The sequence below is a fragment of the Bradyrhizobium sp. 164 genome, assembly GCF_023073715.1.
In the GTDB taxonomy this organism is placed as follows: domain Bacteria; phylum Pseudomonadota; class Alphaproteobacteria; order Rhizobiales; family Xanthobacteraceae; genus Bradyrhizobium.
Genome location: NZ_JADPKA010000073.1, coordinates 18,614 through 34,352, shown reverse-complemented (window position 1 = coordinate 34,352; position 15,739 = coordinate 18,614). Strand labels below are relative to the sequence as shown.

The following is a 15,739-nucleotide window of genomic DNA, read 5'->3' as shown; positions in this document are numbered from 1 at the left end:
GCCGTTGGTGAGGGAGAACGCCGGCGTGCGCAACGAGCGAGAGTTTCCTTGCAAGTCCGGGCAGGGCGTTGGCGCACGGTTGCCGCGGAAGGAGGATGACCGCCTGATGCGCGGCCGCGGCCAATACGTCGCCGACATCAGGCTCGCGGGCCTTCAGGACGTCGCCTTCGTGCGCAGCCCGATGGCGCATGCGCGCATCTGCGGCATCCACGTGCCCGAGCGTTATCGCGGCAGCGTGTTCACGGCGGCCGATCTCGTCGGGATCAAGCCGATCCGCGCGGTATCGGGGCTGCCGGGCTTCAAGATATCCGAACAACCGGTGCTCGCCACCGGCAAGGTGCGCCAGGTCGGCGAGCTCGTTGCGATGTGCCTTGCGCCAACGCGCGCCGAGGCCGAGGATATCGCGGCCTCCGTGACGCTCGATCTGGAGGAGCTGTCCGCGGTCACCGACATGCTGAAGGCGCGCGAGCCCGGCTCGGCGCTGGTGCATGAGCATTGGGGCGACAACGTCTTCCTCGAGACTAATTACGAGGTCGACATCTCCGCCGCGCTCGATGCGCCGATCAAGGTGACACGCGAGATCTCGACGGCGCGGCAATGCATGTCGCCACTGGAGGGCCGCGGCGTGGTTGCGACCTTCGACCGACGGCTCGATCAGCTCACGCTGCATTCCGCGGCACAGATGCCACACATCACCCGCAGCGGCCTTGCCGAATCCCTCGGCATGGAGGAGGGCCAGATCCGCGTCATCTCGCCCGATGTTGGTGGCGGCTTTGGCCACAAGGGCATTCTGCTGCCGGAAGAGGTCTGCCTGTCCTGGCTGACCATGCGTAACGGCCATCCCGTGCGCTGGCTGGAAGATCGCCGCGAGCATCTCGTCGCCAGCTCCAATTGCCGCGAGCATCATTACAGGATCACGGTCTATGCGGACCGTGACGGCACGCTGCGCGGCATCGATTGCGAGGCGACCGTGGATTCCGGGGCCTACTCGTCCTATCCGTTCTCGGCCTGTCTCGAGGCCGCGCAGGTCGCGAGCATTTTGCCCGGCCCTTACAAGATGCCGGCCTATCGCTGCCGCACCTTCTCGGTTGCTACCAACAAATGCCCGATCCTGCCGTATCGCGGCGTCGCGCGCACCGGCGTCTGCTTCGCGCTGGAGCTGATGCTTGATCTCGTGGCGGCCGAAGCCGGGCTCGAGCCAGGCGAGGTGCGGCTGCGCAACCTGGTGCTGCCGGAACAGATGCCGTTCGACAACATCACCAGGAAGCACTTTGACAGCGGCGATTACCCCGAAGCGATGCGGCGCGCGCTCGCCGCCATCGACATCGACTCCATTCGTGCCAAACAGAGGCTGGGCGAGGTTGACGGACGCCGCATCGGCGTCGGCGTCTCCATCTATTGCGAGCAGGCGGCGCACGGCACGTCGGTCTATTCCGGCTGGGGCATCCCCATGGTGCCAGGTCACGAGCAGGCCTCGGCACGCTTGACGCCGGACGGCGGCCTCGAATTGCGCGTCGGTGTGCATTCGCATGGGCAGGGCATGGAAACGACGCTTGCCCAGGTCGCGCACGAGATCCTCGGCGTCGACGTTGCAAAGATCCGCATCGTCCTCGGCGACACCGCGATGACGCCCTATTCGACCGGAACCTGGGGCTCACGCTCTATGGTGATGGCCGGCGGCGCGGTGGCGACGGCTTGCCGCGAGCTCGGCGAACGCGCAAGGCGCATCGGCGCCAAGCTGTTGCAGCATGACCCCGCCTCGGTGGTGTTGCAGAACGGCGAGGTACGTGGCGTCAACGGCAGTGTCAGCCTGAGGGCGATCGCCCACGCCTGGTATCGCCGTCCGCAAGACTTGCCGGCCGACGTCGATGCCGGCGGGCTGGAGGTGACGCAAGGCTACAAGCCGGTGCGCGACAGCGGCACCTTCAGCTATGCCGCGCATGCGGCCGTCGTCGCAGTCGATCCTGATCTCGGCGTAGTCGAAATTCTGGATTATGTGATCGTCGAAGACGGCGGCGTGCTGGTCAATCCGCTCGTCGTTGACGGCCAGATCTATGGCGGTCTGGCGCAGGGCATCGGCACCGCGCTCTACGAGGAGATGCCATTTGATGCCTCCGGCCAGCCGCTGGCGACGACGCTCGCCGACTATCTGCTGCCGGGCCCGACCGAGGTTCCGGCGGCGCGCCTGGACCACATGGAGACGCCGTCGCCTTACACGCAGTTCGGCGTGAAGGGCATCGGCGAGGGCGGCGCGATTGCGCCGCCGGCCGCCATCGCCAACGCGGTCAACGACGCGCTGCGTCCGCTCGGCGTCGAGCTGATGCAGTCGCCGATCACGCCGCATCGCCTTGTCGAAGCCGTGCTGGCTGCACGCGCGGCCGAAAGGAGCGCGGCATGAAACCGGCACCCTTCAGTTATGAGCGTCCGCGCGATCTCGACGCCGCGCTGTCGATGCTGGCCGCAAGCCGCGGTTCGGCAAAGATCATCGCCGGCGGCCAGTCGCTCGGACCGATGCTCAATCTGCGGCTGGTGCAGCCGGAGCTGATCGTGGACATTTCCGGCCTGGCTGAGCTCAAGCGGGCCGAGGTTTCTCGCGGCGAACTCGTGCTCGGCGCCTTGATCACCCATGCCGACATCGAGGACGGGCGCACGGCCGACGTGACCCGCGGCGCCATGCGCGGCGTCGCCGCCAACATCGCATACCGCGCGGTACGCAACCGCGGCACGATCGGCGGCTCGCTCAGTCATGCCGATCCCGCCGCCGACTGGATCTCGTCGCTCGCGGCCCTGGGTGCGCGTGTGACGCTGCGCAGCCTTGCCGGCGCTCGCACGATGGCGATCGAGGCCTTCGTCGTCGGCGCCCTGGAATCGGCGCTGCATGCGGGGGAAATCGTCGAGGCGATTCACGTCCCGTCACGCGCGGCTTCGGCCCATTGGGGCTATGCTAAGAGCTGCCGCAAGACCGGCGAGTTCGCCCACGCCATCGGCGCGGTACTGATCGATCCAGTTGCTGCCTCGGCGCGCGTCGTGATCGGTGCGATTGATACGACGCCGATCGTCGTCACCGATGCCGCCGAGCTGTTCGGCGGACGGATCGTGGCCGACTACAAGCAGCGCTTCGACGCTCGCGTCGCGGATGACCTTCTGACCAAAGCCGGCATCGACGACGCCGCGCAGCGTCACATCCATGTCAGAGTGTTGAAGCGCGCCGTCCTGGAGGCGACGGCATGACGACGGTCGCGCTTCAGGTCAATCGCCGTGCGGTCGAAGTCTCGGCTGAGCCGCGGACCAGCTTGGCCGATTTCGTCCGCGATAAGCTGGACTTGACCGGCACCCATCTCGGTTGTGAGCACGGCGTCTGCGGCGCCTGTACCGTGTTGCTCGACGGCGTGCCGGCGCGCTCCTGTATCACCTATGCGGTGACCTGCGCGGGCGCCGACATCACCACCATCGAAGGGCTCGATGAGGACGAGGTCACGACCGAGTTGCGCGCAGCCTTCACCCGCGAGCATGCCCTCCAGTGCGGCTATTGCACCCCTGGGATGCTGGTCTCGGCGCGCGACCTGGTGCTGCGTCTGCCCGATGCCGATGAGCGGCGCATCCGTGTCGGTCTCAGCGGCAATCTCTGCCGCTGTACCGGCTACGTCGGGATTGTGCGGGCCGTCCAGTCCGTCATCGAGGCGAGGCGTGCACGCAACATCGCGCCGCTTGCCGATGGCGGCCGGACCAGTCTCGGCCCTGCCGGATCGGGACGAGCCATGTTCGGCGGCGACGAGCCGGAGCCTGCGCCGCGGGTCTCAGTGCCGGCATCAGACGGCGCCGCACCGGTCAGAATTTCCGATTTCGTTCCGGCGACCGTTCTCGATCAGAGCTTCACGCTGCCGCACGCACCCACAAAGGTGCTCGCGATGTTCGATGACATCGCCGATATTGCATCCTGCCTGCCTGGCGTCTCGCTCACGGCGCCGCCAACGCCGGAGCGCGTGGAGGGCATGATCAGCGTCAAGCTCGGGCCGATCGCGGCGTCCTTCGAGGGCGTCGCGCGCGTCGAACGCGATCCCGCAACACTATCGGGACGCATCGTCGGCGTAGGCACCGACCAGCGCAGCCGTTCGGCGACGCAAGGAGAGATCCGCTATCGCCTGCTTCCGCTCGAAGGCGGCGCGGCGACCGCGGTTGAGCTCTCGATCGGGTACACGCTCACGGGAATGCTGGCGCAGGTCGGCCGATCCGGCTTGGTGCGGGATCTCGCCAAGCGGCTCGTTGCGGAGTTCGCGGGCAATCTCGACCGCCACATGGCCGGCGCGCCGTCGGGGCAGGTGGCCGCGGCAGAGCTCAGTGGCTGGTCGATTGTCTCGGACGTTTCGCGCGCCGGGCTGGCGCGCATGTTTGGCCGCGCCTTCACTGGAAAAGGTGGCGCGGAATGATCGGCGTGCCGGCGCTGTGGAGTGACGAAGTCTTGGACGACCCTGGACATCAACATCGTGCGATTTGGAGAGACAACATGACACGAGCACTCGGACTGGTTCCGGTCTTCGCGCTTGCGACGGCCTTGTTCGGCGGCACGGCAGGGGCGCAGACCATCAAGATCGGCGTCAATGAGCCGCTTACCGGCGCGTTCGCGGCCTCCGGGACCTACGTCGTCAACGGCGCGAAGATCGCCGCCGACGAGATCAACGCCAAGGGCGGCATCCTGGGCAAGAAGATCGAGCTCGTCATCGAGGACAACAAGAGCAACCCGACGGAAGCTGCCGCCGTCGCCGAAAAACTCATCACCAGCGACAAGGTGCCGGTGCTGATGGGCGCCTGGGGCTCGAGCCTGACGCTCGCGGTGATGCCCAAGCTGATGGAATACGAGACCCCGATGGTGGTGGAAACCTCGTCCTCCGGCAAGATCACGACGACGGGCAATCCCTTCGTCTTCCGGATCTCGCCGCCCTCGGCGGTTGAGGCCGCCGCGTTCAAGGGCATCGTCGACAAGCTCGCGCTCAAGAAGGTCGATTTCCTCATCATCAACAACGACTGGGGCCGGGGCACTGCCGAGGATTTCAGCAAGATGATGAAGGACAAGGGCATCAGCATCGGCCTCGTCGAGACCATGGACCAGGGCGCGCAGGACATGAGCGCGCAGCTCTCCAAGATCAAGAGCTCGGATTCCGAGACGGTGATCGTCACGACGGCGGTCGATCAGCTGACCCTGATCTTCAAGCAAGCGGCCGCGCTCGGCCTGAAGAAGCGCATCATCACCACCGGCGGCTCGCAGAACCCGGACCAGATCATCGCCCAGGCCGGTGCCGCCGCCAATGGCACCATGCATCTGACCACCTTCCTGCCGTGGTTCCCGGACAAGACGCCGAATCCGGAAGCCACCAACTATTTCATCACGGAATGGAAGAAGCGCGGTTTCGAGTTCGCCGGCTGCACCGAGAGTTTTCGCGGCTATGACGGCATCCGCACTGCGGCGGCGGCGGTCGAGAAGGCCGGCAAGGCCGAGCCGGCTGCGATCAAGGCGGCGCTCTGGGACATCAATATCAAGGGGCTGAACGGCGACATCGTGTTCCGCAAGTCTGGTCCGGAGGGCAAGGAGAGCGGGCAGAGCCAGCCGAACGTCTATCTCATCGAGATCAACGACGGCAAGGTCGAGCTGAAGACGCTCTAGAGCATGATCCGGAAAAGTGTGAAGCCATTTTCCGGCAAGATCATGCTCAAACAATAACGCGCTTCGTCGACGGCGAGGGCGGTACATCACTGCCCCCGTCATGTGCGATTTATTCGGGAACGGCTTTGAGCGAATTCCTTCAGCATCTGGTCAACATGCTCGTGCTCGGCGGCACCTATGCGCTGCTGGGCATCGGACTAACCTTGATTTTCGGCATCATGAACGTCGTGAACTTCACGCACGGCGTGCTCTACACGTTCGGCGCCTACATCATGTTCATCGTGGTGCAGCAGCTCGGGCTGAATTTCTTCCTGGCATTGCCGGTCGCGGTGCTTGCCGGGTGGCTGCTCGGGGCAACCATCGAGCTGACATTGCTGCGACCGCTGCGCGGCTCCGACATCGACACCACGATGCTGGTCATGATCGGCGCCTGGATCGCGATGCAGTCCGGCACGCTGTGGATCTGGGGCGGTGTCGCCAAATCGGTGGCCACGCCGTTTCCCGAAGCGCCGCTGGTGCTCGGACCGGTGTCAGTATCCTGGCTTCGCCTGTTTGTGCTCGCCGCGGCGGCAATGTTGATCCTGGTGACGTACCTCCTGATCAACAAGACCAGCCTGGGACGTGCAATGCGGGCGACGTTCCAGGACCACGACACGGCCTCGCTGATGGGTGTCAACGTGGACATGATCTACACCTCGACCTTCGCGATCGGCTCCAGCCTTGCCGCCGCCGCCGGCGCTCTGCTCGGGCCTGTCTACGTGATCTTCCCGCAAATGGGCGATTTGGCCGCCGTCAAGGCCTTCGCCATCGTCATCCTTGGCGGCCTCGGCAATATCACGGGCGCGGTGATCGGTGGCTTCATCCTGGCGCTGGCCGAGGAATTGGGGGCAGGCTACGTCTCGTCGGGTTACCGCGACGCCATGGGTTTCGTGATCATCATCGCGGTCCTGATCTTCCGGCCGACCGGCCTGTTTGCGCGCGCGGAGCGGGTTGGATGAGAGCCGCCGTCACCATTCTCGCCGTCGCGGCCCTGGCCTCGGTGCCGCTCTGGCTGCGCGATCCCTATCTCCTGAACGCGCTGATCACGACCGGAATCTTCGTCATCGGCGCGATGAGCCTCAATCTGCTGCTAGGCTTCACCGGCCAGCTCAGCCTCGGCCACATCGCTTTCTTCGGCATCGGTGCCTATGTCAGCGCGCTGACGTCGCTCGGCTTCGACGTCGGTCTGCCCGGAGACGTCCGCCTGGTTCACGCACCCTGGCCGCCGATTGCAGGCTCCTTGCTGGCCATCCTGGTCGCCGGAATGTGCGGCTATTTCGTCGGGTTGCTCTCCTTCCGCGTCCGCGGCGCCTATTTCGTCATCGTGACCATCTCCTTTGCCGAGGTCGTCCGGCTGGTCGCGCTGAACTGGGTCGAGCTGACGCAGGGACCGCTGGCGCTGACCAACATTCCATCCATCGCGCTGTCCTTGCCCGGGATTGGTGAGCTGACGCTGCGCACCAAGATGCAGAACTACTATCTTGTGCTGGTCGTGGCCCTCGTCGCCTATCTCCTGATCGCCCGCCTCGTTCATTCCCATTTCGGCCGTGCGATGCGGGGGCTGATGGAGAACGAGACGCTGGCGGTCTCTGTCGGCATCGACGTCACCAGGACGCTGACCCTGGCAGCCGTGATCTCGGCCGCAATCGCGGGCGCGGCCGGCAGCCTCTATGCGCACTACATCCGGATCATCGATCCTGAAGTATTCGCCTTCATCAACACCGTCACCATGGTGATCATGGTCATCAGCGGCGGCAAGGGCTCGCTGGCCGGGCCCGTCGTCGGTGGTCTGATCTTCGGGTTGCTGCCGGTCGCACTGCGGCCGGTGATGGCGCCGGAGGCGCAGTGGATCGCCTATGGCGGCGTGCTGATCGCCATCCTGTTCGTGTTGCCCCGTGGCATCGTGCCCTCGCTCGCACAGCGCTTCATCCGACGGCGCAGCGGCGCGCCGGCGCTGGCATCAGTCGCGCTCACCGAAACCGGTGCCAAGGAGCCGGCGTGATGACCGCGCGCAGCATTGCCTTGACCATCGAGCAGGTCGCCGTCCGCTTCGGCGGGCTGGTCGCGATCTCCGACATGAGTTTTACGGTCGGTGAGGGCGAGATCGTCAGTCTGATTGGACCGAATGGCGCCGGCAAGACCACCGCCTTCAACGTCATGACTGGTTTCCTGAGGCCGAGCGCAGGCCAGGTTACCTATCAGGGGGCGACGCTGACCGGGTTGAAGCCGCACGAGATCGCCGATCTCGGCCTGATACGCACCTTTCAGCGCACCAGCGTGTTTCCCAACGACACCGTCTACGACAATCTCCTGATCGGTCTGCATCGTCAGGGCCGGGTCCGGCTGCTCGATGCCATCCTCGGGCTGCCGGGCGCGCGCGCCTCGGAACGCAGGCTGCGGCAGCGCGCGAGCGAGTTGATCGAATGGGTCGGCCTCGAACGCCGCGCCCATGATGCGGCTGGCTCGCTGTCCTACGGTGAGCAGCGCCTTGTCGGTGTCGCGCTGGCGTTGGCGGCGGAGCCCTCGATGCTGCTGCTCGACGAGCCCGTCTCGGGCATGAACGCCTCGGAAACCCACCGTTTCGTCGAGCTGATCCGCAGCGTCCGCGACCGTGGCATCACCATCCTGCTGGTCGAGCACGACATGCCGATGGTGATGACAGTCTCGGACCGCATCGTGGTGCTGAACTATGGCCGTATCATCGCCGAGGGAACCCCGGATATGATTCGCAACGATCCGGCCGTGATCGAGGCCTATCTCGGACATGGAGCGGGGCGTGCTTGAGATCCGCGACGTGGTGTGCGGCTATGGCGGCGTCACTGCGCTGCGCGGCATCTCGCTCGACGTGAGGGCTGGCCAGCTCGTCGCCCTGATCGGCGCCAACGGTGCCGGCAAGAGCACGACGCTGCGCGCGATTTCCGGCCTCGTGCCGCCGCGCGCAGGGCAAATGCGGTTCGAGGGCATCGACATCACCGGGGCGAGACCGCCGCGCGTTCTTGCCAGCGGGATCGCACATTGTCCGGAAGGCCGGCGCGTATTTCCGCACATGAGTGTCGAGGAAAATCTCGACATGGGGGCTTACCTCCGTCGTGGTTCGGGCGAGATCGCGGCCGACCGCGACCGCATCTACGCGGAATTTCCGCGGCTCGCCGAGCGGCGCCGGCAGGCGGCGGGCACGCTGTCGGGCGGCGAGCAGCAGATGCTGGCGATCGGGCGCGCGCTGATGTCACGGCCGCGGCTGATCATGTTCGACGAGCCCTCGCTCGGGCTCGCGCCGAACATCGTCGAGCGCACCTTCGCAATCATCCGCGGTATCCGTGATGCCGGCACCACGGTGCTGCTGGTCGAGCAGAATGCGTTCGCCGCGCTCGAGATGTGCGACCACGCCTATCTGCTCGAGAATGGCCGCATCGTGCTGTCAGGCGCAGGTTCCGAGCTGATCGCGAACGAGCATGTGCGGAAGGCCTATCTCGGTGGATGATCCGGCTGTCTCTCCGGATCAGCGGGGGTGCATTGCGGTGTGTGATCTCGACCGGCTCAAGGCCGTGACCATCGTCCGCGTCGCCGGGCGGGACATGCTTGTGATCTGGAACGAGGGCGATGTCGTCGCGTGCGACCGCGTGTGCCCGCACGAACAGGCAGACCTTGGTCGGGGGCGCGTGGAGGCGGGGCGGCTGTTCTGCCCGCGCCATGCCGCGTCATTCGATTTGCGTGATGGGGCCATCACTGCGGGCTGGCCGAGCCCGCCATTGCGGCTCTACCCGGTGCGGATCACGGGTGAGCAGGTCTGGGTTGATACGGGGATGCGACAGTCAGAGCGATGATGGCATTGTGCCGGTGTTTTGCCCGACGTGTCAAATCCATGGGTGGTGCAAATTAGTCCTGAGAAAACAACGGCATTCTACTGTGCATGGGGTTGTTTTCGCAGTTTTAGTTCAGCAGCGCCTGCGCGGCCTCCACCAGAATGCCGTCAGGCCGCCGCAGCGCCTCCAGAATAGTGAAGTGATCGGCGCCTGCGACCTGGATGAGTTGTCCCGGCGCTTTCGCGGCCGCGCGCTTCTCATGGAAGTTGATCGAATCCAGCACCAGTGCCGGTAGCTCGCTGCTGCCATAGGCGATATCGAGCCGCTTGTTTGTTACGGGCAGGCGAAGCGGCGAGAGCCTGGCGATTTCCTCGTCCGTCAGCTTCAGTGCGTCGTTGAGCCAGGTGTCGCGGATCGGCGCGAGATCGTAGACGCCCGATAGCGCCAGCCCTGCATGGACGCGCGGATGATCCAGCGCCATCGCAACGAGCTGCGCGCCTGCCGACCAGCCCGACAGCACGACCGGTCCGGCAATGCCGTAGGAGGCACCGTGCGCCGCGATCCAGTCGAGCGTCCGCGGGATCTCGGCGACGATGTCGGTGAGGGACACCTCGGGCGCCAGCGAATAGCCGGGAATGGCGACCGACCAGCCATGGGCGGCGATGCCTTCGACGAGCATGGCGAACAATTCGCGCGAATTGCGCTGCCAATAGCCGCCATGCAGGAACACCAGGCAGGGCGCCTCAGGCCCGGCGGCCGGGTAGAGATCGATCTTGTTGTTCGCCCGCTGACCGTAAGCCAGATCGAGATGGGATTTCAGCGTGCTTCGCAGCCGGCTGGAGGTTTCGTTCCGTTCGGCGATCAGGGCCGTGCTGTTCTTGACGGCGGCGTTGTTGTCGTAGGCGGCGTCGCGTTCTGCCTGGGACAGCCCGGACCATGCGGAACGGGGATCGAGCGGTCGACCTGTCGAATGAGCATTCTCAATCATAATCACTCCGATACGGCCCTGGATGGCACCCTTGTCCAATTTGGGCCGGCTATTCACCGACAATTGAGGTGTTGGACCAGCCGTGTTCAGATTGGACGAGGCTGCCTCGGACTATGCCATGCGGGATCATTGTTGCCTTCTCTTGTCGGCCCCACGTTACTGTTGCGGTTGCATCAGACGCCCATTCAGGCGAAGGATACGCGCCACGCCACACAAAATGCTGGTTCGGGTGCGAGGGCACCTCCATGCTGTCGGTTCGATGAAAGAATAGCATTTGAATTCGCAAGACTATCGCTTTTCCGTGGCACCCATGATGGATTGGACTGACCGGCATTGCCGGGTGTTCCACCGTCATCTGACGCGGCGGGCGCTGCTTTATACGGAGATGCTGACCACCGGCGCCATTATCCATGGCAACCGGGAGCGGCTGCTTGGGTACGACGCGTGCGAGCATCCGGTGGCGCTTCAGCTTGGCGGGTCGGATCCGCACGACCTCGCGCTGGCCGCGCGGATCGGCGAAGGATTTGGTTATGACGAGATCAATCTCAATGTCGGCTGCCCGTCCGATCGCGTCAAGGACGGCCGGTTCGGCGCCTGCCTCATGGCGGAGCCGGAACTAGTGGCCCGGTGCGTTCAGGCCATGAAGCGCGCGGTCGCCGTTCCCGTCACGGTGAAGTGCCGTATCGGGATCGACGACCAGGACCCTGAAGTGGCGCTCGATACGATCGCGCGTGCGGTGGTGGCGTCCGGCTGCGATGCGCTGATCGTGCATGCCCGCAAAGCCTGGCTCACTGGCCTGTCGCCAAAGGAGAACCGCGACATCCCGCCGCTCGATTATGATCGCGTCTATCGGCTCAAGCGCACGATGCCTGCTGTGCCCGTCATCATCAATGGCGGCATCTCTGGGATCGACGAGGCCAAGGCGCATCTTGCCCACGTCAACGGTGCGATGCTCGGCCGCGCCGCCTATCAGGAGCCGTGGCGGTTGCTCAGCGTCGATACCGACATCTTCGGCGAGGCGGCGCCGCACGCGTCCATGCAGGACGCGCTCGAGGCGATGATGCCCTATATCGAAGAGCAGCTCGCGCGCGGCACCCGGCTGCACGCAATTACGCGGCATTTCGTCGGCGCGTTCCACGCCGTGCCCGGCGCGCGCGCCTTCCGCCGCCATCTTGCCGAGCAGGGGGTGAAGCCGGGCGCCGGTCTCGACGTGCTGCGCGAGGCGATCGCTCATGTCGGTGCACGCGCGCCAGCGGAGGCGGCGTAGAATTGTCTAGTCGGCCGCGATCCGGGAGCGTCGGGGGCTGCTCTGGAGCTCCGGAAAACCTGTCAGCATCAGCGTGTCCGCGCGCACGCCCCAGCTTTCCAGGCGGTCGAGGAAGCTCATGCCGAGCAGATTGGTCTTCATCTGGCCGCGTTGCACGACCAGGGCCGGCACCGACTTCTCGACCAGCTTGCCGACGGCGAGACGGTCTAGCGTGAGCCGTGCCGCCTTGGTGTGGCCGCCCGCGGTCTCCAGGTCGACGTCGTATTCGAGCATCTCGAGCGGCAGTCCGATCGCTTTCGCGGTTTCCCAGGTCAGCACCACGGAGGTTGCACCTGTATCGATTACCATCGGCGCAGTGACGCCGTTGATCTTCGCTCGCAGCGCAAATTCGCCACCCTGGCCGCGCGGGATATGCACGGCGGGGGCCGGGGCGGCGGTCTGCGCCCGGAAGATGTGGGAAACCTTGTGACTGGCACGCACGATCTGATCGGGATCGCCATAGGCGACGACGGCGCCTGCGGTGCCGGCGAGCATGAGGAGAACGAGCAGGAAGCGGATCATGGCGCGCCTCCAGAGGCGTTCGTGCCGATCAGGTACGCTTCGGCAATACTGCGATCGGCGCGAGTCCTGCCTGATTCATGCGCGCGGGCAACAGCGCCATGATCGCCAGCCGTTCCGCGCTGTGCATGGCGTGCCAGCGCGCGATCTCCGGCAAGGTCCGGCCGCAGCCGAAGCAAAGCTTGGTCTTGGGATCGATCATGCAGACGGCGACGCACGGCGTTTCTTTGCTCATGCGGATATTGTGAGGGATCGTCGGGCATTTCTGCAAGCATCTCGTTAAGAGCCCGTGCCTGCGCTCATGATCGGCTTGTGGCGCGGCCGGCGCTTCTCGTCGGGAACGAGCGAATTCTCGGGCTGAAGCGGCGGAGAATCATCCGACAGCGGCGCCAGCGCGCTCATCACGCGCTCCGGCGGGAAGGTGACGATCACCTCGGTGCCGATGCGCAGCTTCGATTTCAGAGTGAACGTGCCGCCATGCAGGTCAATCAGATTCTTGGCGATGGGCAGGCCGAGGCCTGCGCCCTGTTCGGCCGACTTGATCGAGTTGGAGCCCTGGCCGAACGAGGCGAGCACGACCGGGATCTCGTCCTCGGGAATTCCGGAGCCGGAATCCCTCACCGAGAGATATTGTCCGCCCGAAGCGGTCCATCCCGCCTTGAGCCAGATCTCGCCACCCTGCGGCGTAAACTTGATCGAGTTAGAGAGCAGGTTGAGCACGACTTGGCGGATCGCGCGCTCGTCGGCCCAGAGCCGCGGCATGGCCTGCTCGAACACTTCGTGGATCGTGATGCCACGGCTCGAGGCGCGCAGCTTCATCAAATGATGGCAGTCGGCGACGATGCCGACCAACGACACTGCTTCCTCGTTCAGCTCGTAGCGGCCGGCTTCGATCCGCGATAGATCGAGGATCTCGTTGATAAGGTTGAGCAGGTGCACGCCGGAATTATGGATGTCCGCCGAGTACTCCTTGTAGACGGGCACCGCGTGTGCGCCAAAAATCTCACTCTTCATCACCTCGGAGAAGCCGAGGATGGCGTTCAGGGGCGTGCGCAGTTCGTGGCTCATCTGCGCAAGGAAGCGCGACTTGGCGACGTTGGCGGATTCGGCGCGGTGGCGCGCTTCGTCCGAGATGGCCTTGGCCTGTTCGAGTTCGCCGATCAGCGCGTCCTTCTCGGCGCGCGCCTCGAGCGTGGCGAAGGTCGAGGAGTGCAGGCGGTGAGCCAGCAGGACGAAATAGCCTTCGGCCGCCAGCGCGAGTGCCGCCAGGACGTAATTGTCCAGTGAGCCGGTCATCACGAAACTCAGCGCCATTGCGACCGCGACCGGCGCGGTGGCGGCAAGGGCAGCGATCGGCAGATTGGCGGCCAGCATGCTCGATACTGCGATCACCAGCAGCATCAGGAACATCATCAGCGTTTCCGTGACCATGTCGAGCACGGGGTGGATCAGGATCGCCATCCAGCACAGGCCATAGAGCAGGTCGAGCACGACGAAACGCGTTCGCCATGCGCGCGTCGCGGCCGGAGAGGTGGCCTCTGTCAGGAACCGCCGGCAACTGCGGATCATCGCACTGTGGATGCAGAGCATGCCCGCGGTCCAGGCCGCCGCCGGGATCGGCTGCATCCAGAGCCCGAACAGCACGCCGGTGGCGACCACCAGCAGCATCACGACATAGGAAGCCGACAGCCGCGTCTGGGCATATTGACGCAACATCTCGGCGTCGAACGCCGGCCGGGTTCCGCTGGTCGACGTTAACTTGTCGCGTGCCTCGCGTACCCGCTGCGCCGCAGCCCTGCGGCTGCTCGCCGATGGAGCGCTCACCGGCTCGGCCGGAAGCTGCACAACCTCGGGCTTTTCAGCGGGGTTACTCATCAAGCAACACGATTCCTGCCCACGCCGGACGCGGGCCTTCTGCATTGTCTATCTCTGGCAAGAAATCCTTAAGAGGTGCCTTAAGGAGCTAAAGAATTACGTTAACGCCTGATTAAGAAACGCCTTCCGTGATGGGAACCGGCGCTGGCGACGGGCGTCATGACGGGCAGATCAATGCAGCAGCGAGTGCTGCGCGATGTAGACCAGTGCACCCGCGAGGTAGCCCACGAGCGCGGGACCCGCGATGCGGCGGGCGTACCAGAAGAACTCGATCTTCTCGAGCCCCATCGCCGCGACCCCTGCGGCCGAGCCGATGATCAGGATCGAGCCGCCGGTGCCGGCGCAATAGGCGATGAATTCCCAGATGAAGCTGTCGGGCGGATATTGCGCCAGATTGTACATGCCCATCGTCGCCGCGACGAGCGGCACGTTGTCGATGATGGCGCTCAATAGGCCGAGTAGGATGACGATGATGTCGAGACGGCCGACTGTTGTGTCGAGCCATTTAGCCAGCACCTCCAGGACGTGGGCGTGCTCCAGGCACGCGACGGCTATGAGAATGCCGACGAAGAACACGATGGAGCTCATGTCGATGCGCGTTAGCGCATGGACGAGGGTGAGGGGGCGACGCGCATCCTCGTCCTTGTGGCGGTGAACGATCTCGCCCACCAGCCAGAGAATGCCCAGCCCGAACAGGATCCCCATGAAGGGTGCGAGGTGCGTCACGGCCTTGAACACAGGAACGGCGACCAGCGTACCGAGGCCGAGATAGAACATCAGATTGCGCTCGAACACCTCGACCTTGAGAGCCTGCGCTTCCCGCTGCGGCGGCGGGATGATGTCCTTCCCCTTGACGGAGTAGCCAACGATGAGCAGCGGGACCAGCAGATTGAGCAGGGACGGCAGGAACACCGATTGCATGATGCTGACGGGGGTGATCTGCCCTCCGATCCAGAGCATCGTCGTCGTGACGTCGCCGATGACGGTCCAGGCGCCGCCCGCATTGGCGGCGATGACGATGAGGGAGGCGAAGAGCAGGCGGTCGTTCTTGTGGCCGATCAGCTTCTGGATCAGCGAGATCATCACGATGGTTGTCGTGAGATTGTCGAGGATCGCGCTCAGGAAGAACGTCACGAAGCCGATGATCCACATCAACGTGGTCTGCTTCGTGGTGCGGATCACGGACGTGATGACCTCGAAGCCGTTGTGGGCGTCGATCACCTCGACGATCGTCATGGCGCCGATCAGGAAGAAGACGATTTGGGCGGTCGCGGAGACGGATTCGTCGAGCTGGCGGTTGACAAGGGATGCATCGCCGACGGACAGCGCATAGATGGTCCAGAGCAGGCCCGCTCCCAGGAGAGCCGAAGCGCTCTTGTTGATGCCGAGCGGGTGTTCGAGCGCGATGGCAGCATACGCAACGATGAAAACGGCGGCTATCACGCTCAGCAAGTCAGTCCCCCCGAACTTTGTACTTCAGCTCAATGTGCTTGCCAGACCTCGTCGCAGTGCCGGCGGCGTCGAGGTCTGGGACGGTCGCAGTGCCGCCC

15 protein-coding genes are annotated in these 15,739 nt (G+C 64.9%); 10 read left to right on the top strand and 5 right to left on the bottom strand.

Annotated elements, in window-relative coordinates:
- The first annotated feature begins 7 nt into the window (after positions 1–7).
- From IVB01_RS23405 to IVB01_RS23365, 9 genes are all read left to right on the top strand, one after another.
- Positions 8–2,398 carry a xanthine dehydrogenase family protein molybdopterin-binding subunit gene (locus IVB01_RS23405; RefSeq protein WP_247415276.1) on the top strand — a complete coding sequence of 797 codons (2,391 nt, stop codon included), beginning with the start codon at positions 8–10 and terminating at the stop codon, positions 2,396–2,398.
- A complete protein-coding gene (locus tag IVB01_RS23400) occupies positions 2,395–3,231 on the top strand; it encodes an FAD binding domain-containing protein (protein ID WP_247281394.1) in 837 nt (278 codons plus the stop codon). The genes IVB01_RS23405 and IVB01_RS23400 overlap by 4 nt, the downstream gene beginning before the upstream one ends.
- Positions 3,228–4,427, top strand: coding sequence for a 2Fe-2S iron-sulfur cluster-binding protein (locus IVB01_RS23395; protein ID WP_247281395.1), 1,200 nt, complete (start codon positions 3,228–3,230; stop codon positions 4,425–4,427). The genes IVB01_RS23400 and IVB01_RS23395 overlap by 4 nt, the downstream gene beginning before the upstream one ends.
- A 77-nt stretch (positions 4,428–4,504) precedes the next feature.
- Complete coding sequence (locus IVB01_RS23390) at positions 4,505–5,659, top strand: ABC transporter substrate-binding protein (protein WP_247281396.1); 1,155 nt, start codon at positions 4,505–4,507, stop codon at positions 5,657–5,659.
- A 125-nt stretch (positions 5,660–5,784) separates the two neighbouring features.
- Positions 5,785–6,657: a branched-chain amino acid ABC transporter permease gene (locus IVB01_RS23385; RefSeq protein ID WP_247415273.1), complete on the top strand. Its 873-nt coding sequence runs from the start codon at positions 5,785–5,787 to the stop codon at positions 6,655–6,657.
- Positions 6,654–7,700, top strand: coding sequence for a branched-chain amino acid ABC transporter permease (locus tag IVB01_RS23380; RefSeq protein ID WP_247281398.1), 1,047 nt, complete (start codon positions 6,654–6,656; stop codon positions 7,698–7,700). Before IVB01_RS23385 ends, IVB01_RS23380 begins: the two co-directional genes overlap by 4 nt.
- Positions 7,700–8,482: an ABC transporter ATP-binding protein gene (locus IVB01_RS23375; protein ID WP_247281399.1), complete on the top strand. Its 783-nt coding sequence runs from the start codon at positions 7,700–7,702 to the stop codon at positions 8,480–8,482. The genes IVB01_RS23380 and IVB01_RS23375 overlap by 1 nt, the downstream gene beginning before the upstream one ends.
- Positions 8,475–9,179 carry an ABC transporter ATP-binding protein gene (locus IVB01_RS23370; protein WP_247281400.1) on the top strand — a complete coding sequence of 235 codons (705 nt, stop codon included), beginning with the start codon at positions 8,475–8,477 and terminating at the stop codon, positions 9,177–9,179. The genes IVB01_RS23375 and IVB01_RS23370 overlap by 8 nt, the downstream gene beginning before the upstream one ends.
- A 37-nt stretch (positions 9,180–9,216) precedes the next feature.
- The gene (locus IVB01_RS23365) at positions 9,217–9,522 is read left to right on the top strand and encodes a Rieske (2Fe-2S) protein (RefSeq protein WP_247281401.1); all 306 of its coding nucleotides are present in this window, start codon (positions 9,217–9,219) and stop codon (positions 9,520–9,522) included.
- Positions 9,523–9,628: 106 nt separating this feature from the next.
- Here the strand turns inward: IVB01_RS23365 and IVB01_RS23360 are convergent, their stop codons facing one another.
- A complete protein-coding gene (locus IVB01_RS23360) occupies positions 9,629–10,489 on the bottom strand; it encodes an alpha/beta hydrolase (RefSeq protein WP_247281402.1) in 861 nt (286 codons plus the stop codon).
- Between the two features lie 274 nt (positions 10,490–10,763).
- On the opposite strand from IVB01_RS23360, the gene dusA reads away from it, so the two are divergent.
- Positions 10,764–11,756 carry a tRNA dihydrouridine(20/20a) synthase DusA gene (gene dusA, locus IVB01_RS23355; RefSeq protein WP_256464562.1) on the top strand — a complete coding sequence of 331 codons (993 nt, stop codon included), beginning with the start codon at positions 10,764–10,766 and terminating at the stop codon, positions 11,754–11,756.
- A 6-nt stretch (positions 11,757–11,762) separates the two neighbouring features.
- Here the strand turns inward: dusA and IVB01_RS23350 are convergent, their stop codons facing one another.
- From IVB01_RS23350 to nhaD, 4 genes are all read right to left on the bottom strand, one after another.
- On the bottom strand, positions 11,763–12,317 hold the full coding sequence (locus IVB01_RS23350; protein WP_247281404.1) for a TIGR02281 family clan AA aspartic protease: 555 nt from the start codon (positions 12,315–12,317) through the stop codon (positions 11,763–11,765).
- A 28-nt stretch (positions 12,318–12,345) separates the two neighbouring features.
- Positions 12,346–12,549, bottom strand: coding sequence for a DUF1289 domain-containing protein (locus IVB01_RS23345; protein ID WP_247494916.1), 204 nt, complete (start codon positions 12,547–12,549; stop codon positions 12,346–12,348).
- Between the two features lie 44 nt (positions 12,550–12,593).
- Positions 12,594–14,189 (bottom strand): HAMP domain-containing sensor histidine kinase, encoded by a 1,596-nt coding sequence (locus tag IVB01_RS23340; RefSeq protein WP_247281406.1) that lies wholly within the window; start codon positions 14,187–14,189, stop codon positions 12,594–12,596.
- 171 nt (positions 14,190–14,360) lie between these two features.
- Positions 14,361–15,641 carry a sodium:proton antiporter NhaD gene (nhaD, locus tag IVB01_RS23335; RefSeq protein ID WP_247281407.1) on the bottom strand — a complete coding sequence of 427 codons (1,281 nt, stop codon included), beginning with the start codon at positions 15,639–15,641 and terminating at the stop codon, positions 14,361–14,363.
- Positions 15,642–15,739 lie beyond the last annotated feature (98 nt).

Coding starts and splice junctions, on each gene's coding strand:
- IVB01_RS23400 (WP_247281394.1), top strand. CDS start 2,395: ATGAAACCGGCACCCTTCAGTTATGAGCGTCCGCGCGATCTCGACGCC.
- IVB01_RS23395 (WP_247281395.1), top strand. CDS start 3,228: ATGACGACGGTCGCGCTTCAGGTCAATCGCCGTGCGGTCGAAGTCTCG.
- IVB01_RS23390 (WP_247281396.1), top strand. CDS start 4,505: ATGACACGAGCACTCGGACTGGTTCCGGTCTTCGCGCTTGCGACGGCC.
- IVB01_RS23380 (WP_247281398.1), top strand. CDS start 6,654: ATGAGAGCCGCCGTCACCATTCTCGCCGTCGCGGCCCTGGCCTCGGTG.
- IVB01_RS23375 (WP_247281399.1), top strand. CDS start 7,700: ATGACCGCGCGCAGCATTGCCTTGACCATCGAGCAGGTCGCCGTCCGC.
- IVB01_RS23360 (WP_247281402.1), bottom strand. CDS start 10,489: ATGATTGAGAATGCTCATTCGACAGGTCGACCGCTCGATCCCCGTTCC.
- IVB01_RS23350 (WP_247281404.1), bottom strand. CDS start 12,317: ATGATCCGCTTCCTGCTCGTTCTCCTCATGCTCGCCGGCACCGCAGGC.
- IVB01_RS23345 (WP_247494916.1), bottom strand. CDS start 12,549: ATGAGCAAAGAAACGCCGTGCGTCGCCGTCTGCATGATCGATCCCAAG.
- IVB01_RS23340 (WP_247281406.1), bottom strand. CDS start 14,189: ATGAGTAACCCCGCTGAAAAGCCCGAGGTTGTGCAGCTTCCGGCCGAG.